We start from the raw sequence: 15,090 nt of genomic DNA on the forward strand, positions 1-15,090 counted from the left end.
CGGTGTCAGGAGGATCGGGCGGAGCCGAGCAGGCCCGGTGAGACGAGGAGGCGGCGCAGCGCCGCGAAGGCCGCCTGGACGATCAGCGCGAGCAGCACCACCAGGACGGTGCCCCCGACGACGAGCTGGTAGTCGTTGCGGGCCAGACCGTCGATGATGTAGCGGCCGAGGCCGCCGAAGCCGGGGTAGGCGGCGATGGTCGCGGTGGCGACGACCTGGATCGCGGACGTGCGCAGCCCCAGCAGGATGAGGGGCAGCGCCATCGGCAGCTCGACCCGCCACAGTACGCCCCAGCCGGTCATGCCCATCCCGCTGGCCGCGTCCTTGGCGTCGGCGTCGACGCCGCGGATGCCCTCGAAGGTGTTGACCAGGATCGGCGGGACGGCGAGGGCCACGAGCGCGACGAGCACCGGCGTGATGCTGTACTCGATCACCACGACGATCAGCACCAGGCCGAAGGTGGGGACGGCGCGGGCGATGTTCGCCAGGCTGATCGCGAGGAACCCGCCGCGGCCGGTGTGCCCGACGAGCAGGCCGAGCGCGAGGCCGATGACCGCGGCGCACACCAGCGCCACACCGCTGTAGTACACGTGCTGGAGCAGGCGGTGCGGGATGCCGTCGCCGCCGTGCCACTGGGAGGACGTGGTCAGCCACGTCCAGAACAGGTCGATCTGGTTCCACAGCTCGTTCATGAGGTCATCCGGGCTCGGGCCCACGGGGTGAGCAGGCGTTGGACGGTGACCAGGATCGCGTCGGTGACCAGGGCCAGCAGGACGATCAGGACGGTGGCGGCCACGATCTGCGTCTGGAACTGGAGCTGGTAGCCGCGGATGATGTCGTAGCCGAGGCCGCCCTGGCCGATCAGCTGGCCGACGGCGACGAGGCTGATGGAGGAGACGGCGGCGACGCGCGTCCCGGCGATGACGATGGGCACGGCGATCGGCAGCTCCACCTGGAGCAGGCGCCGCAGCGGGCCGAAGCCCATCGCGGTGGCCGCCTGCCGGACGGGCTCGGACACCGACGCCAGGCCGTCCACCACGTTCGGGACGAGCACCGACAGGCTGTACAGGGTCAGCGGGATCATGACCGTGGACGCGGTCAGCCCCGTGTACTGGATGAAGACCATGAACAGCGCGAGCGACGGGATCGCGTAGAAGACGTTCGAGATCGTCAGCGCCGGCGGGTAGAGCCACGCCCAGCGGCGGCACAGCATGCCGACCGGCAGCGAGATGATCAGGCCGAACAGCACCGGCAGCAGCGCGAGCCGCAGGTGGATGAGGGCATGCTCGGTCAGCGTGTCGGTGTGCTCGCCGATCCAGCCCCAGTCGATGTCCATCAGCCGGCGCCTCCGGCGTCGGCCTCCTCGGGATCGGGCGCGGGCTCGGCGGCCCGCTCTTCGCGCGCGGCGCCGGCGGCGCCGCGGCCGTGGGTGGGGACGGCGAGCAGGTCGGTCCCGCTCGCGGTCCCGACGACCGCGCCGGTCTCGTCGACGCCGACCGCCAGGCCGGACGGGGACAGCACGGCCGCGTCCAGCGCGGTCCGCACGGAGTCGCCCCCGACGTGGAAGGTGGGGCCGACCGGGCTGAGCTCGGCCTTCCCGAGCGCCCCGGTCGCCTGCGCCGGGCGGGCCCAGCCGAGGGGGCGCCGGTCCTCGTCGACGACGAGCACCCACTCCGTCCCGGCGGCCTCCGCGGCGTCCGTGCCCGCCGCGCGGACCGCGTCGTCGCTCAGCCGCAGGCCGCCCGTCTCGGCGAAGGAGAGGGTGCGGATGCCGCGGTTCTGGCCGATGAAGCCGGCGACGAAGTCGTCGGCCGGGTGGGCCAGGAGGTTCTCGGGGCTGTCGATCTGGACGAGCCGGCCGCCGGTCTGGAAGACCGCGATCCGGTCGCCGAGCTTGATGGCCTCGTCGATGTCGTGGGTGACGAACACGATCGTCTTGTGCAGCTCCTCCTGGAGGCGGAGGAACTCGTCCTGCAGCTCGGCGCGCACGACGGGGTCGACGGCGCTGAACGGCTCGTCCATCAGCATGATCGGCGGGTCGGCGGCGAGGGCCCGCGCGACGCCGACGCGCTGCTGCTGGCCGCCCGACAGCTGGAACGGGTACCGCTTGCCCATCGCCGGGTCGAGCCCGACCCGCTCCATCAGCTCCAGCGCCCGCGCCCGCGCCTTCTTCTTGTTCCAGGACAGCAGGTACGGGACGGTGGCGACGTTGTCGAGGATGGTGCGGTGCGGGAACAGCCCGGCGTGCTGGATCACGTAGCCGATGCCGCGCCTCAGCTCGGCGGGCTTGCGCTCGCGGACGTCCTCGCCGTCGATGAGCACGCGCCCGGAGGTCGGCTCGACCATCCGGTTGATGGTCCGCAGCGCGGTGGTCTTGCCGCCGCCGGAGGTGCCGACGAACACGGTGATGCGGCCCGCGGGGCATTCGAGGCTCACGTCGTCGAGTGCGACGGTCCCCCCGGGATAGCGCTTGGTGACGCCCTCAAAGGTGATCAACGAATCACGTCCTCGCCGGGCGTCCCGCATGACGCCGATGATCGAATTCTGATTACGAGCCAACCGTAACCAATGGGTACCGTCATCTCAGTGTCCCGGCATGCCCGGAACGTCGAGCATGAAAGTATATCTACCGGTAATGCAGGGAAAGTAGCGTGTCGCCGTGGAGAACAGCCGAATCGTTATCGACGGGACTTCGCTCACATGCGCTCAGGTGGCGCGTGCGGCTCGCGAAGATGTGACGGTCGCCATAGCCGCGGCCGGCGTGCGGCGGGCGCGCGACGCCTGGCGGGTCGCCCGCGAGGTCACCGAGACGCAGCCGGTCTACGGGCGGACGACGGGGGTCGGCGCCAACCGCGTCGTGGACGTCGAGTGGGGAGGACTCCGACGCCCACGGCCTGCGGCTGCTGCGCAGCCACGCGGCCGGGGCCGGGCCGCTGATCGCCCCGGAGATCGTCCGGGCGATGCTGACCGTCCGGCTGAACCAGATCGCGGCGGGCGGCTCGGGCGTGGAGCCGGGCGCGCTGCAGGCCCTGGCGGACGTGCTCAACCTCGGGCTGCTCCCGCCGGTGCCCGTCTACGGGGCGATCGGCACGGGCGACCTGACGGCGCTGGCCTCGACCGCGCTCTGCCTGCTCGGCGAGCGGCCGTGGCTGCCGGGCCCGGACGGCGGCCAGGAGCGCGGCCCCGGATACCGGCTGCGCTCCGCCGACGCGCTGGCGTTCATCAGCTCCAACGCCGCCACGCTCGGCGAGGCGGCGCTCGCGGTCGCCGACCTGCGGAAGGCGCTGCGCGCCTCGACGGTCGTGGCGGCGCTGTCGCACTTCGCCGTCCGGGGCTCGGAGGAGCCGTACGCGCAGCCGGTGCAGGACGCGTGCCCGCATCCGGGCCAGCAGCGGGCCGCGGCGGCGATGCGCGCGCTGCTCGCCTTCGACCGGCCGGCGCCGATGCGCATCCAGGACCCGTACGGCTACCGCGCGTTCCCGCAGGTGCACGGCCCCGCGCTGGAGGCGGCCGCCTACGCCGAGGAGGTCGTCACCCGGGAGATCAACGCCGCCGCGGAGAACCCGCTGGTGGACGTCCCCGGGCGGACGGTCTGGCACAACGGCAACTTCCACACCGCCTACGTCGGGCTCGCCCTGGACACCGCCCGCGCCGCCCTGTTCCAGACGATGGCGCTGGCCGCCGCCCGCCTCGGCACGCTCGCCGAGCCGTCCTTCACCGGGCTCTACCCCTTCCAGGGCGAGACGGAGGCGTCCTCCGGGATCATGATCCTGGAGTACGTGGCGCACTCCTGCCTGGCCGACGTGCGGCGCCTCGCCACCCCCGCGGCGCTCGGCAGCGCGGTGCTGTCGCGCGGCGTCGAGGAGCACGCCGGCTTCTCGACGCAGTCGGCGCGCGCGAGCACCGACGCCGTCGCCGCCTACCGCCTCGGGCTCGGCTGCGAGCTGGTGGCCGCCGTCCGCGCGCTGCGGATGCAGGGGCGGGCGCCCTCCGGCGGGCCGCTGCGCTCGGCGTGGGACATGGCGGGCGCCGTCCTCGACCCGCGGATCGAGGACCGGCCGCTGGACACCGACATCGCCGCCGCCGCGGACCTGCTGCCGCACCTGGCCCGGCTCCACCCCTGACCCTCAGCCCGCCGCGGTCTCGCCGGTCGAGGCTCGGACGCGCAGCGACGGCTCGCGGACGACGCGGCGCTTGCGCGGCTTGCCGTCGATGACGTCCACGACGAGCCGGACGGCGGAGTGGACGATGCCCTCGACGTCCCACTCGACGCTGGTGAGCGGCGGGGACAGCAGCGCCGACATCGGATGGTTGTCGTAGCCGCAGACGGCGACGTCGCCGGGGACCTCCAGGCCCAGCTCGCGGGTGGCGGCGTAGACGCCGTAGGCGATGGAGTCGGCGAAGCAGAAGACGGCCGAGGGGCGGCCGGGGCCGCCGAGCACCCGCAGCGCGACCTCGGTGGACTCGGCGAGCGACTGCGGCACGACCACGACGTCCACCGACAGGCCGAGCCGCTCGGCCTCGGCGTTGACGTACACGTCGGCCGGGCGGTCCGGCGTGCTGGCGAGCGTGGGGGTGAACACGGTGAGGCGCTCGTGCCCGAGCGCCCGCAGGTGCTCCAGCGCGAGCGTGACGCCCCGCCGGTTGTCGAAGACGACCTCGCCCTGCGCCTGGCCGCCGTGCAGGGCGTCGCCGATGGACACGACGGGGATCGCGGCCGCCAGCTCCGACCACAGCGCGGCGGACGGGTCGAGCGGCTGGACGATCAGGCCGTCCACCCGCTGGTCGCGCAGCCGCCTGGCGAGGGCCAGCTCGCGCTCGGGGTCGCCGCCGGCGTCCACGATGAGGGCGTAGCGGCCGCGGGCGAGCAGCGCCCGCCCGATGCCGACCGCGAGGGACTGCTGCCAGTAGTCCTCCAGCGAGCCGCACAGCAGGCCGACCTGGTCGGTGCGCCCGCTGGCCAGCGCACGCGCGATCGGATGGGCCTCGTAGCCGAGCTCGCGGGCGGCGGCGCGGACGCGCTCCTGCGTCTCCTCGGAGGTCTGGATGCCGCGCAGCGCGTAGGACACGGCCGCGGGCGACAGCCCCGTCGCCTGCGCCACTTCCCGGATGGTCGCGCGCTTGCGCTTTTCCGACATCCCTCCAAGCGTAGAGGCCGCCACCGACAGAGCACGGCATCCGCGCTTGACGGGAGCGTCACTGAAGCGGTTCACTGAAACGGTTAACTGATGCGGTTCAGAAGTCCTGGCCTGGCGCTTCGCGCGGTGTCCCGGGCGTAACGGACCGTCTCCACCCACGGTTTCGGAGAGGAGCGAACCCCGTGTCTTCCGAGGTCCTGCCCCGCCCCAGCGGCCTGGAGCGCCTGCCCGGCCGCCCCCTCGACAAGCGGGAACTGCGGGAACTGGTCGACGACCTGGCCGAGCGGCCCGGCCTGTGGCGTCCCCATGTCGCGTTCCCCGAGGGCCGCCGCCACTACGTCTCCCTGCACCGGGACGAGCACGTCGACGTCTGGCTGCTGTGCTGGACGCCCGAGAACGACACCGGCTGGCACGACCACGACGTCTCCTCGGGAGCCGTCCGCGTCGTCGCCGGGGCCATCGAGGAGAACAACCCGCGCATCGGCGGCGAGCCCCTGCGGACCGTCATGCGCGAGGGCGCGTCCTTCTGCTTCGGCCCCGAGCACATCCACCGGCTCACGGGGGTGGAGGACGCCAGCGTCTCGATCCACGCCTACTCGCCGCCGCTGTGGCGGCTCGGCCAGTACTCCATCGACGAGTCGGGCGTGATGCGCCGGACGCCGGTCAGCTACACCGAGGAACTCCAGCCGTCGGACGAGGCCGCCTGACCTGGCCTAACGGGTCTGCGAGCCAGTCTGAGGGGCCCTGGCGGACCCGTCCGGGGGTGACGGGCCCGCCAGAGGCGGAACGTCCGGTCGAAGCCCGCTCACCCCGGCCGGACGCCCATATCTCTCCCAGCGCGGGCGGTCCCGAAAGTGTCACACCGCCGTCCGAAATATCGGTCGCTCAGCGCGCAGACCACGATGACGGCGACGAAACAGGAGGCTGCGCCCCTCAGCAGGCCGGCCTCGTAGTAGGTGTCCGTGACCAGGCGGACGGTGGCGTAGCCGACCGCGGCTCCGGTGAGAAGCGCCACCGCCACCTGGACGGTCCAAAGCGCGATCCCGGCCGTTCCGACACCGGACAGCACGTTTCGCAGAGCGCACGCGGCGGCCGTCACGCCGACGAGAAGCCCGGCCGTCGCCGCCAGGAGCGGTGTGCCGAAGTTCACTCCGTAGCGGATGGCGAGCGCCGGGACGAAGAAGAGAAGCAACCCCCACCGCAGTCCGCTGATTACCGACGCCAGGGCGACACCCATCTCACCTGGTCTCAGACGTCGTGAAGCCCAGCGTGCCCCCGCGATGACGCAAACGGCGACGGCCGCACCTGGCAGGCGTCCGCTCAGATGACCCAGGTTGTACAGGAGGGCCGTGTCATACACGGTCAGCACCACCTGCCCCAGCGCCCACACGGATCCGGCGAACAGGAGCATCTGTGGGAACGACGGCTCGTCCGCACCGGAGTCCTCCTGCGCGGCCAGCCAGCGCAGCAGCAAAGGCGTCACCACAGCCGAACAGGCTCGGATCAGGATGTCGTCCGCCGTGTAGGGGTTGTGCAGATCCCACTCGACCACGCAGAAGACGAGCGTGTAAGAGAGCGATGCGGCCCACACGAGCCACGAGTGCGCCAGGCGCCGGTACAGGCCGCGGTCCAGCCACCGCAGCACCGTCACATACGCGAGCAGGACCAGCGGCAGTTCGAGGAACGCCTGCACGCGCAGGACGGACGGGGCCAGCAACTCCGGCGCAGGGAAGCGTTCCGCCAGGCCGCGCACGGCCGGTCCGTCCTCAAGCGCGAACCATCCCTCGGGCAGATACTTCGCGACGAACGAGGCGTCTCCGCCGTGAACCCGCAGCACGTACACGGTGAAGAGCACTTGGTTCAGGTAGACGAGCCCCACGACGAGGCCGAGAAGCGCCTCCGGACGGGCCCAGCGCCGCCCCGCCCCGGACGGAGGGTCACCTGCGCGCCGCGTCCACCGGGGCGCGCTCGCGAGGCTCGCCGCCGTCGCGGTCAGCACCGCCCCGTCCACCCCGATCGCCACGAGCGACGAACGTAGACGTTTCCTCGGGCGGCCGCATGGGCCGCAGCGACGCCGTGAGCCGGGCCCGCATCCACGCCGCGCCGGGGCGTTCCACCAGGCGGTGCACGGCGTAGGCGGCCAGCAGCGAGCCCCCGATGACCACCGCCAGCGCCGTCCAGCGGTCGAGCCCCGGATACACCGCGTCCAGCAGGGGAAGCGCGAGCTGGGAGTGGACGAGGTAGAGGGGGTAGGTGAGCGCCCCGAGCACGGTCAGGCCCCGCCATCGCAGCCGGCTCAGCCGGCCGGTGGCGACGAGGATCATCACCGCGAAGATGCCCGTGATCACGGCGCTGACCACGGTCTCGTCCGCGCCCCTGAACACGTTCTCCGCGCGCCAGGCGCCCCAGCGCAGCGCGATCAGGTAGGACGCGGCCACGTACCCCCAGAGCAGCAGCGTCGGGCCGAACCGGTGGATCATGTACAGCGCCATGCCCGCGATGAAGTAGCAGCTCCAGGTCGGCACCAGCATCACCTGGAGGATCCTGCTGTCCGCCTCGTCGGCGAAGACGCCGCCGAGCATCCAGGCCGCCATGAAGACCAGGCACGAGCGGTAGGTGATCCCGATCCCCGCGAGGACGGCGGCGAGCACGTAGAAGTGGAGTTCGACCCAGAGGGTCCAGTAGACGGCGTCCACGTTCCGCAGGCCGAGCCCGCCCTGCAGCATCGTCAGGTTCGGGACGATCAGCCCGGGGACGCCGTGCCCCATCCGGAACACCGCGTAGACGGCGGCGCCCAGCAGCACGCTCACCCAGTACGCGGGCATCAGCCGCACGAGCCGCGAGATCCCGAACTCCCCCGGGCCGCGTCCCCACGCGCTCATGAGGATCACGAACCCGCTGATGACGAAGAACAGGTCGACGCCGAGGTACCCGAACCGGGTGACCGGCGCGATCTCGGGGAAGACGTCCTGCGAGGGCGCGGGCCACGCCCCGGCGCCGCCGAATCCCGTGAAGTGGTACAGCACCACCGCCAGCGCGGCCGCGAAGCGCAGGAGGTCGAGTTCGCGCAGCCGTTCCCGTCGAGTCACCGCGGAACCCTCCCGCCGCCAGGTGGCCCGGCCCGATCCGCCGGGTGAACGGCGGATGTAGGGAAGGACGCGATTCGCCGCGCCCCGCGGCCGTGCCGTGGTGACGGGATGGTCGCGGAGTGCGCGCGTGGGAGGCGCGAGGTCAGTAAGATGCGGAGGCGTCCCCCGATCTCATTGGTGGTCCTCCATGACATCTCGCCGCGCCCGACGCGGCGCGGCGACCCGGATGCTGTGCCTGTGCCTGGCGGCGGTCGTGTCGCTCGCCGGAAGTTCCCTGCTCGCGGGGTGTTCCCTGCTCGCGGGCTCGGTGCACAAGCCGGCCGCGGCGGACGGCCCGAAGGACGGGGCGCGCAGGGTCCCGCCCGTGGTGATGTTCCTCGGCGACAGCTACACCGTCGGCGACCGCGGCGTCGAGCCGGAGTCGACCTACGCCTCCGCGACCGCGCGGCTGCTCGGCTGGCAGGTCGTCGTCGGCGGCCGGTCCGGGACGGGCTTCGTCCAGAAGGGCCGCGGCCCGCACGCGTTCCTCGGCCTGTACGAGAGCCAGCTCGGCTGGCGCCCGGCGCCCGACATGCTGATCGTGTCCGGCGGCCACAACGACTGGCGGATCCCCCCGCCGCAGGTCGCGGCGGCGGCGCACGTGCTGCTGGAGCGCGCCCGGCAGCGCTGGCCCGGCACCCGCCTGGTGCTGGTCGGCCCGCTCTGGGGGACGGGGACGCCGCTGCCCGGCGCGCTCGCCGTCCGGGACGCGCTGAAGAACCTCGCCCGGCAGCTCGGCGTCCCGTTCGTCGACCCGATCGGCGAGGGCTGGATCACCGGCGACCTGCTGACCGGCCAGGGCAACGCGCCGCGCCTCATCAAGCGGGACCGCACCCATCCGACGCCGGCGGGCCACCTGTACGTGGCGACCCGCCTGGCGGCGGACCTGAAGCGGATGGGCCTCGACCACCCCGCCCGCAAGGGCTGAGCGCCGGCGGGACCGTCAGCGCGGCGCGGGCCGCGCGAGGGTGAGGGAGAAGTCGCCCGCCTCGTCGGTCCAGAACTCGGCGAGCTCCAACCCGGCGGCGCCGAGCTCCGCCTCCAGCCGCTCCCGCCGGAACTTGGCGGAGATCTCGGTGCGCATCTCCTCCCCCTCGGCGAACGACACGTCGAGGTCGAGGCCGCCGACGCGGACGTCCTGGGCGCGCAGCGACCGCAGCCGCATCTCGATCTGCTCCTCGGCCGCGTTCCACACCGCGACGTGCCGGTACGCGGCGGTGTCGAAGTCGGCGTCGAGCTCCCGGTTGACGACCGACAGGACGTTGCGGTTGAACTCGGCGGTGACGCCCGCCGCGTCGTCGTAGGCGCGCACGAGCCGCTCGGGGTCCTTGACGAGGTCGGCGCCGAGGAGGAGGAAGTCGCCCTCGTCCATGGTGGCGCGCAGGCCGCCGAGGAACCCGATGCGCTCGGCGGGCGGCATGTTGCCGATCGTCCCGCCGAGGAAGGCGACCAGGCGCCGCTCGCCGCCGGGCAGCAGGTGCAGGTGCTGCTCGTAGTCGGCGGCGACGGCCCGGACGGCCAGGCCGGGGTGGTCGGCGGCGATCCCGGCCGCGGCCTGCTCCAGGAAGTCGCCGCTGACGTCCACCGGCACGTAGGTGCGCAGCGTGCCGGCCAGCGCGTCCAGCAGCAGCCGGGTCTTCTCCCCCGAGCCCGCGCCGAGCTCCAGCAGCGTCCGGGCGCCGGTGGCGGCGGCGATGGCGGGCGCCCGGGCGGTGAGGATCTCCCGCTCGCGCCGGGTCGGGTAGTACTCCTCCAGCCGCGTGATCTCCTCGAAGAGCGCGCTGCCCCGCTCGTCGTAGAACCACTTGGGCGGCAGGGTCTTGGGCGTGCCGGAGAGCCCGTCCCGGACGTCCTGGCGGAGCGTCTTGGCGAGGTCGTCTGCGGTCAGGAACCGGTCCACGTGGTTCTCCTTCGGTGCTTCGGATCGGGCCGTGCTTCGGGGTCGGGCGGTCTCAGAGCCGGGAGATGCGGACGCCGGCGGCGAGCCCGGCGGTGACGAGCGAACCGTCGGGGACGCGGCGCCACGCGGGGTCGCCGTCCAGCGGCTCGGACACGATCTGGATCGCTTCCCCGCCCTCGCGGACGAACAGCGAGTCGCCCCAGGTCGTGGCGGCCAGGGACGTCCCGTCCGAGGCGAGGAGGTTGTAGCGGCCGGGGGCCAGCGCGGTGATCGCGGCGACGACGGCGGCGAGGCCCTCGCCGAGCGCCGCGCCCTCCCGCCAGTTCCGGACGGCGAGGGCGAACAGCGGCGCGGAGTCGACCGGGGCGCGGGCGTCGGGGACCTCGGCGATGTCCCCGGCCAGTTCCCGCAGCTTGGACTCGACGCCGCCGTAGCCCTCGATCTTCCCGTTGTGGCTGAACAGCCACGGCCCCGCGCGGAACGGCTGGGCGCACGACTCGTCCACGGGGAACCCGACGGTCGCCGACCGCAGCGCCGCGACCGCGCACGACGCCCGCACGGCCCCGGCGACCTCGCGGAACGACTGGTCGGTCCAGATGGGCTGGGCGCGGCGGAAGCGGACGGCCTCGCCGTCCTGGTACCAGCCGACGCCGTACCCGTCGGCGTTGAGGAGGGCGCCCTGCGTCATGCGCGGCGCGTACGACTGGGTCTCCAGCGAGTGCTCCCCCTCGTAGATGAGGGAGTGCAGCGTCCGCTCGGGCCCCAGGTAACCGAGATGGCGGCACATCTAGCGGGCCACCCCCGTCATCGGCTCCGTGGCCGGCCCCGCCGACCGGGCGCAGCGGAACCCGGAGAAGATCTGCCGGCGGATGGGGTAGTCCCAGTTGCGGAACGAGCCGCGTATGGCGAGCGGGTGCGTCGCCCAGGACCCGCCCCTCAGCACCTTGTAGTCGGGTCCGAAGAAGACCTCCGAGTACTCCTTGTACGGGAACGAGCGGAAGCCGGGGTACCCGTGGAAGTCCGACGACGTCCACTCCCACACGTCCCCCAGGAGGCGCCGCACCCCGTACGCCGACGCACCGGCCGCGTAGGAGCCGGTCTCGGACGGACGGAGCGCCCGCTGCCCGAGGTTGGCGCGGCCCTCTTCGTAGACGTCGCCCCACGGGTAGCGGCGTGACCGTCCTGCCGCGGGGTCCCAGCGGGCGGCCTTCTCCCACTCGGCCTCGGTCGGCAGCCGCTTCCCGGCCCACCGCGCGTACGCGTCCGCCTCGTACCAGCACACGTGCTGGACGGGTTCGCCGGGCGGGACGGGTTCCGACCGCCCGAACCGGCGGCGCGACCACTGCCCCCCTTCACGCTCCCAGAAGGCCGGGGCGCGCTTGCCGCTGCTGTTGCGCCACTCCCATCCGGCCGGGTCCCACCAGCGCGGGTCGTCGTAGCCACCGGCCTCGATGAACGCGATGTAGGCCGCGTTGGTGACCGGTTCCACGTCGATGTAGTACGCGGGCAGGTCGACGAGGTGGACGGGGCGTTCGTTGTCGTACGCCCATGGTTCGTCCGACGTCCCCATCTGGAACGGGCCCGCCTCGATGAGCGCTTCCACGGCGCCGGACGCCTCGCCGGGCACCTGGAGCGGTTCCGCCTTGGGGTCGAGGAGGGCGGGGGCACCGCGGCGCAGCTGGTGGGTGGCCAGCATGGTCTCGTCGTGCATGTGCTCGTGCTGGACGACCATCCCGTACACGAACCCGCCCGACGTCAGCGGATCCGGGGTGTCGAAGCGCACCGACGCCAGCGAGTCGAGCACCTTGGAGCGGACCGCGCCGAGGTAGGACCGGGCCTCCTCCGGCTTCAGGAGCGGCAGCGTCGGCCGCTCCGCCCGCGGATGCTCGAACGCGTCGTACACATCGTCGATCTCGGGGCGCATCGCCTCCTGCCCGGCGGCCGCGCGCAGCAGCCACAGCTCCTCGTAGTTGCCGACGTGCGCGAGGTCCCACACGAGCGGCGACATCAGCGGCGACACCTGCGCGGTGAGACCGTCCTCGTCGAGGACCTCGGTGGTGAGGCGCAGGCTGCGGTCGCGCACGGCGCCGAGCTCGTCGGCGATCAGTTCCTTCAGGGCGGCCTCGTCTGCGGACGGGCCAGGCGAGCTCATGTCGGATCCTCCATCGGAATCGGACGTGTCGGGGACGCGGCGGGCCGGTCGTCGGCGGGACTGCGGCCCCGCAGGACGTACCGGTGGGCGTACTCCTCGACCAGGGGGACGAGGCCGGGCGCGCCGAGCCGCGCGAGCGCGTCCAGCGCCGACGCGAAGCAGGCTCGCGCGGCCCTGGCCAGGGCGGGGTCCGACAGGCCGTCGCGGGCCGCCGCCGCCCACCGGTGCGCCACCGGTTCGACCGCGGCCTCGGCGGCGCGGGAGGCGGCGGGGTCGTCCAGCAGGGCGGTGGCGACGGCGACGGGCACCGGCCAGTACGGGCCGGGCAGCGCGTCGATCATGCGGAGCTCCAGCCAGCCGCGCGGACGGACCGGCGGGAACAGCGTGGACAGGTGGTAGGCGAGGTCGTCCTCGCCGGGCTCCCCCTTGGCCAGCCACTCCAGGAAGGACATCCCGGGGGCGGGCACCCATTCGTCGTCCGGGGTGTGGACGAGCATGACCTGGGCGTCGAGCGCGTACCGCGTCCACGCCTCGGCGGGGTCGCCGTCCGCCCCGTCCCGCAGCACCGGCAGCGTGCGGCACGGGTCGAGCTCGGTCCAGATGCCCTGCCGGGACGAGCGCATCCCGGTGCGGCGGCCGGCCCGCAGCGGCGAGTTGGCGAACGCGGCGACCAGCACCGGCCCGAGCGCGTGCACGAGCCGCCAGCGGCGGGCCGCGTCCGCGTCGTCGGCGCCGATGTCCAGGTTCACCTGGACCGACGCGGTCGAGCACATCATCGCCAGCCCCGCGTCATGGAATCCGCTCGCGCAGAAGTAGTCCCGCATGCACGCGTACCGGGGGTGGTCGGCCTGGAACCGGGGCGCGCGGACGGGATCGACGCCGTGCCCGGCGAGCGCGAGCCCCTCCGGTGCGAGCGCGTCCCGCACGTGGGCGACGTCCCGGCCGAGGGCGGCGGTCAGGTCGCCCAGCGTCCCGAACGGGGCGGAGCTGAGTTCGAGCTGGCCGCCCGGCTCGTAGGTCACCTTGCTCCCGCCGGCCGGCGGGCCCGCCCCGGCCACGAGGGCCCGCACCCGCTCGGCGGGCACGTGGGCGGCCGGGTCGCCCGCGTCGACCACGAGCCACTCGGTCTCCGCGCCGACCGTCCCGGGCGGGCCGGTCTTGAAGCAGACTCCGCGAATGTGCTGGTAGACGTCGTCCACTGTGAGCCGGGTCACCATTGACTCCTCGGGTCATCGATAACGAGTTCGAACCTTCCCTGCTGAACCGGATCAGGAATCAGCGGTTTTTCGGGAAGTTTCTTAAATCTCCGTGAACGTCACCGTCCGCAGCACTCACTGCTACCTTCCGTGCTATTCGACGCTTTGTCTGATCCCTGGCTTCTCAGGGGTCGACCGGAGCCGCTAGAGTCCCCTGGCCAGCGATATGCACGTTTTGCCGGAAGTGAAACCGGACGGAGACGGGGGGTCACATGGGCGGAGACCTGGGCTCGCTCTACGACGCGCACGCCGACCGCCTGTACGCCTACTGCTGGTCGCTCGTCGGCGACCAGCTCGCGGCGGCGGCCGTGGGCGACACCTTCAGCGCGGCCGTGCACCAGCCGCCGCGCGGCGACAGCGTGCTCTGGCTCTACTCGCTCTCCCGGACGGCGTGCGCCGAGCGCGGCGCGTTCGCCGGCGAGCCGGCCGTCGGCACCGGCGCGCGCGGTCCGCTGTTCGCCGACCCCGACCCGCTGCTGCGCGCCGCCGGGAGCCTGCGCTCCGACCACCGCGAGGTCCTGCTGCTGTGGGCGGGCGAGTGGCTCGAACCGCACGACATCGCCCGCGTGCTCGGCCTCGCTCCGGACACCGTCGCGCAGCTGCTCAACGCGGCGCGGACGCGGCTGGAGCGGGCCGTCCTCGACATCCTGATGCGCGGCGCCACCGAGGCGCGGCTCGACCTCATCTCCGCGTTCGAGAAGGGACGGCTGCCGCGGCTGCTCGCCCGGCGGGCCCCCGCGCACGCGCCCGGCTGGCTGCGCGACCAGGTCCTCGCGGCCTGCGAGGAGGAGGCCGCCCGGCCGCTGCCGAGCGTCGTCTCGCCGAGCCCGCTCGTCGTGATCGGCCCGGAGCGGGCGGACCGCCGCAGGCGCGGGGCCTCCGGCTTCGCCTCCAGGGGCCTCGGCGCGGTCGCGGGCGTCGCCGCGTCCGCCGCCGCCGTCATCGGGCTGCTGGTGTCCTGGCCCGCCGCCAAGGGCGGCAGCGCCGCCTCGCTCACGCCGACGGCGAGCAGCGGGCAGACGCATCCGGCGTCCACGTCCAGCCGCGGCGTCCCGCAGGACCCGGCGCCCGGCCTGACCGGCTCCGAGCGCGCGGACGGCGGCGCGTCGCGGAACCCGGTGACCAGCGCGTACGGCTCGCCCCCGCAGCAGGCGGGCGGGTCCCCGGCCGGCGGTGCGACGCCCCCGGCGCCGGCGCCGCCCGCGACGTCGCCGTCGAAGGAGCCCGCACGCGAGAAGCCCCCGGCGTCCGGCACCCCCGCGAAGCCGGAGAAGCCGTCCACGCCCCCGGACGACGCGACGCCGACCACTCCCCCGGACACCCCGTCCGACCCGACGACCCCGCCGGACGACGGCTCCACGGACCCGACGACGCCGCCGGACACGCCGTCCGACCCGCCGCCGGACCCGGGGACCCCGTCCCCGAGCCCGACCTCGAACCCGGCTCCGCAGCCCCGAGTTCACCCCGCACGGCATCAGCGCGGGCCGCGGCAGCGGGCTGAACCGGCCGTCCGCGC

The 15,090-nt window shown here is 73.6% G+C and carries 14 protein-coding genes; 4 read left to right on the plus strand and 10 right to left on the minus strand.

What is annotated here, in order from left to right:
* Positions 1 to 5 precede the first annotated feature (5 nt).
* The 3 genes from AB0C69_RS06180 to AB0C69_RS06190 are packed head-to-tail and all read right to left on the minus strand — an operon-like array spanning position 6 to position 2,496.
* Positions 6 to 692 carry an ABC transporter permease subunit gene (locus AB0C69_RS06180; RefSeq protein ID WP_345184053.1) on the minus strand — a complete coding sequence of 229 codons (687 nt, stop codon included), beginning with the start codon at positions 690 to 692 and terminating at the stop codon, positions 6 to 8.
* The gene (locus AB0C69_RS06185; protein WP_360350444.1) at positions 689 to 1,336 is read right to left on the minus strand and encodes an ABC transporter permease; all 648 of its coding nucleotides are present in this window, start codon (positions 1,334 to 1,336) and stop codon (positions 689 to 691) included. Before AB0C69_RS06185 ends, AB0C69_RS06180 begins: the two co-directional genes overlap by 4 nt.
* Positions 1,336 to 2,496, minus strand: a complete 1,161-nt coding sequence (locus tag AB0C69_RS06190) for an ATP-binding cassette domain-containing protein (RefSeq protein WP_360350447.1) — start codon at positions 2,494 to 2,496, stop codon at positions 1,336 to 1,338. The genes AB0C69_RS06185 and AB0C69_RS06190 overlap by 1 nt, the downstream gene beginning before the upstream one ends.
* A gap of 407 nt (positions 2,497 to 2,903) precedes the next feature.
* Between AB0C69_RS06190 and AB0C69_RS06195 the strand changes: the two genes are divergently transcribed.
* Entirely contained in the window at positions 2,904 to 4,124 is a 1,221-nt protein-coding gene (locus tag AB0C69_RS06195; RefSeq protein WP_360350474.1) for an aromatic amino acid ammonia-lyase, read from the plus strand.
* Positions 4,125 to 4,127: 3 nt separating this feature from the next.
* Here AB0C69_RS06195 and AB0C69_RS06200 read toward each other — a convergent pair whose 3' ends face one another.
* Positions 4,128 to 5,138 (minus strand): LacI family DNA-binding transcriptional regulator, encoded by a 1,011-nt coding sequence (locus AB0C69_RS06200; RefSeq protein ID WP_345184045.1) that lies wholly within the window; start codon positions 5,136 to 5,138, stop codon positions 4,128 to 4,130.
* Positions 5,139 to 5,320: 182 nt separating this feature from the next.
* Between AB0C69_RS06200 and AB0C69_RS06205 the strand changes: the two genes are divergently transcribed.
* A complete protein-coding gene (locus AB0C69_RS06205; RefSeq protein WP_345184042.1) occupies positions 5,321 to 5,845 on the plus strand; it encodes a cysteine dioxygenase family protein in 525 nt (174 codons plus the stop codon).
* 98 nt (positions 5,846 to 5,943) lie between these two features.
* Here the strand turns inward: AB0C69_RS06205 and AB0C69_RS06210 are convergent, their stop codons facing one another.
* Together AB0C69_RS06210 and AB0C69_RS06215 are read right to left on the minus strand one after the other, a co-directional pair.
* Positions 5,944 to 7,161 (minus strand): hypothetical protein, encoded by a 1,218-nt coding sequence (locus tag AB0C69_RS06210; RefSeq protein WP_360350452.1) that lies wholly within the window; start codon positions 7,159 to 7,161, stop codon positions 5,944 to 5,946.
* Positions 7,076 to 8,227 (minus strand): acyltransferase, encoded by a 1,152-nt coding sequence (locus AB0C69_RS06215; RefSeq protein WP_360350455.1) that lies wholly within the window; start codon positions 8,225 to 8,227, stop codon positions 7,076 to 7,078. Before AB0C69_RS06215 ends, AB0C69_RS06210 begins: the two co-directional genes overlap by 86 nt.
* A gap of 187 nt (positions 8,228 to 8,414) precedes the next feature.
* Between AB0C69_RS06215 and AB0C69_RS06220 the strand changes: the two genes are divergently transcribed.
* Positions 8,415 to 9,194, plus strand: a complete 780-nt coding sequence (locus AB0C69_RS06220) for an SGNH/GDSL hydrolase family protein (RefSeq protein ID WP_360350458.1) — start codon at positions 8,415 to 8,417, stop codon at positions 9,192 to 9,194.
* A 15-nt stretch (positions 9,195 to 9,209) separates the two neighbouring features.
* On the opposite strand, the gene egtD is transcribed toward AB0C69_RS06220, so the two are convergent.
* From egtD to egtA, 4 genes are read right to left on the minus strand one after another with little or no spacing between them, the layout of a single operon-like run.
* Positions 9,210 to 10,166 (minus strand): L-histidine N(alpha)-methyltransferase, encoded by a 957-nt coding sequence (gene egtD, locus AB0C69_RS06225; protein ID WP_345184034.1) that lies wholly within the window; start codon positions 10,164 to 10,166, stop codon positions 9,210 to 9,212.
* Positions 10,167 to 10,218: 52 nt separating this feature from the next.
* Positions 10,219 to 10,953 (minus strand): ergothioneine biosynthesis protein EgtC, encoded by a 735-nt coding sequence (egtC, locus tag AB0C69_RS06230; RefSeq protein WP_360350462.1) that lies wholly within the window; start codon positions 10,951 to 10,953, stop codon positions 10,219 to 10,221.
* Entirely contained in the window at positions 10,954 to 12,318 is a 1,365-nt protein-coding gene (gene egtB, locus AB0C69_RS06235) for an ergothioneine biosynthesis protein EgtB (protein ID WP_360350465.1), read from the minus strand.
* Positions 12,315 to 13,532 (minus strand): ergothioneine biosynthesis glutamate--cysteine ligase EgtA, encoded by a 1,218-nt coding sequence (gene egtA, locus AB0C69_RS06240; protein ID WP_360350468.1) that lies wholly within the window; start codon positions 13,530 to 13,532, stop codon positions 12,315 to 12,317. Before egtA ends, egtB begins: the two co-directional genes overlap by 4 nt.
* Positions 13,533 to 13,786: 254 nt before the next feature.
* Between egtA and AB0C69_RS06245 the strand changes: the two genes are divergently transcribed.
* On the plus strand, positions 13,787 to 15,090 hold a 1,304-nt coding region (locus AB0C69_RS06245), incomplete at its 3' end, for a sigma-70 family RNA polymerase sigma factor (protein WP_360350471.1).

This window comes from Actinomadura sp. NPDC048032 (genome assembly GCF_040653175.1).
GTDB classification, from domain to species: Bacteria; Actinomycetota; Actinomycetes; order Streptosporangiales; family Streptosporangiaceae; genus Spirillospora; species Spirillospora verrucosospora.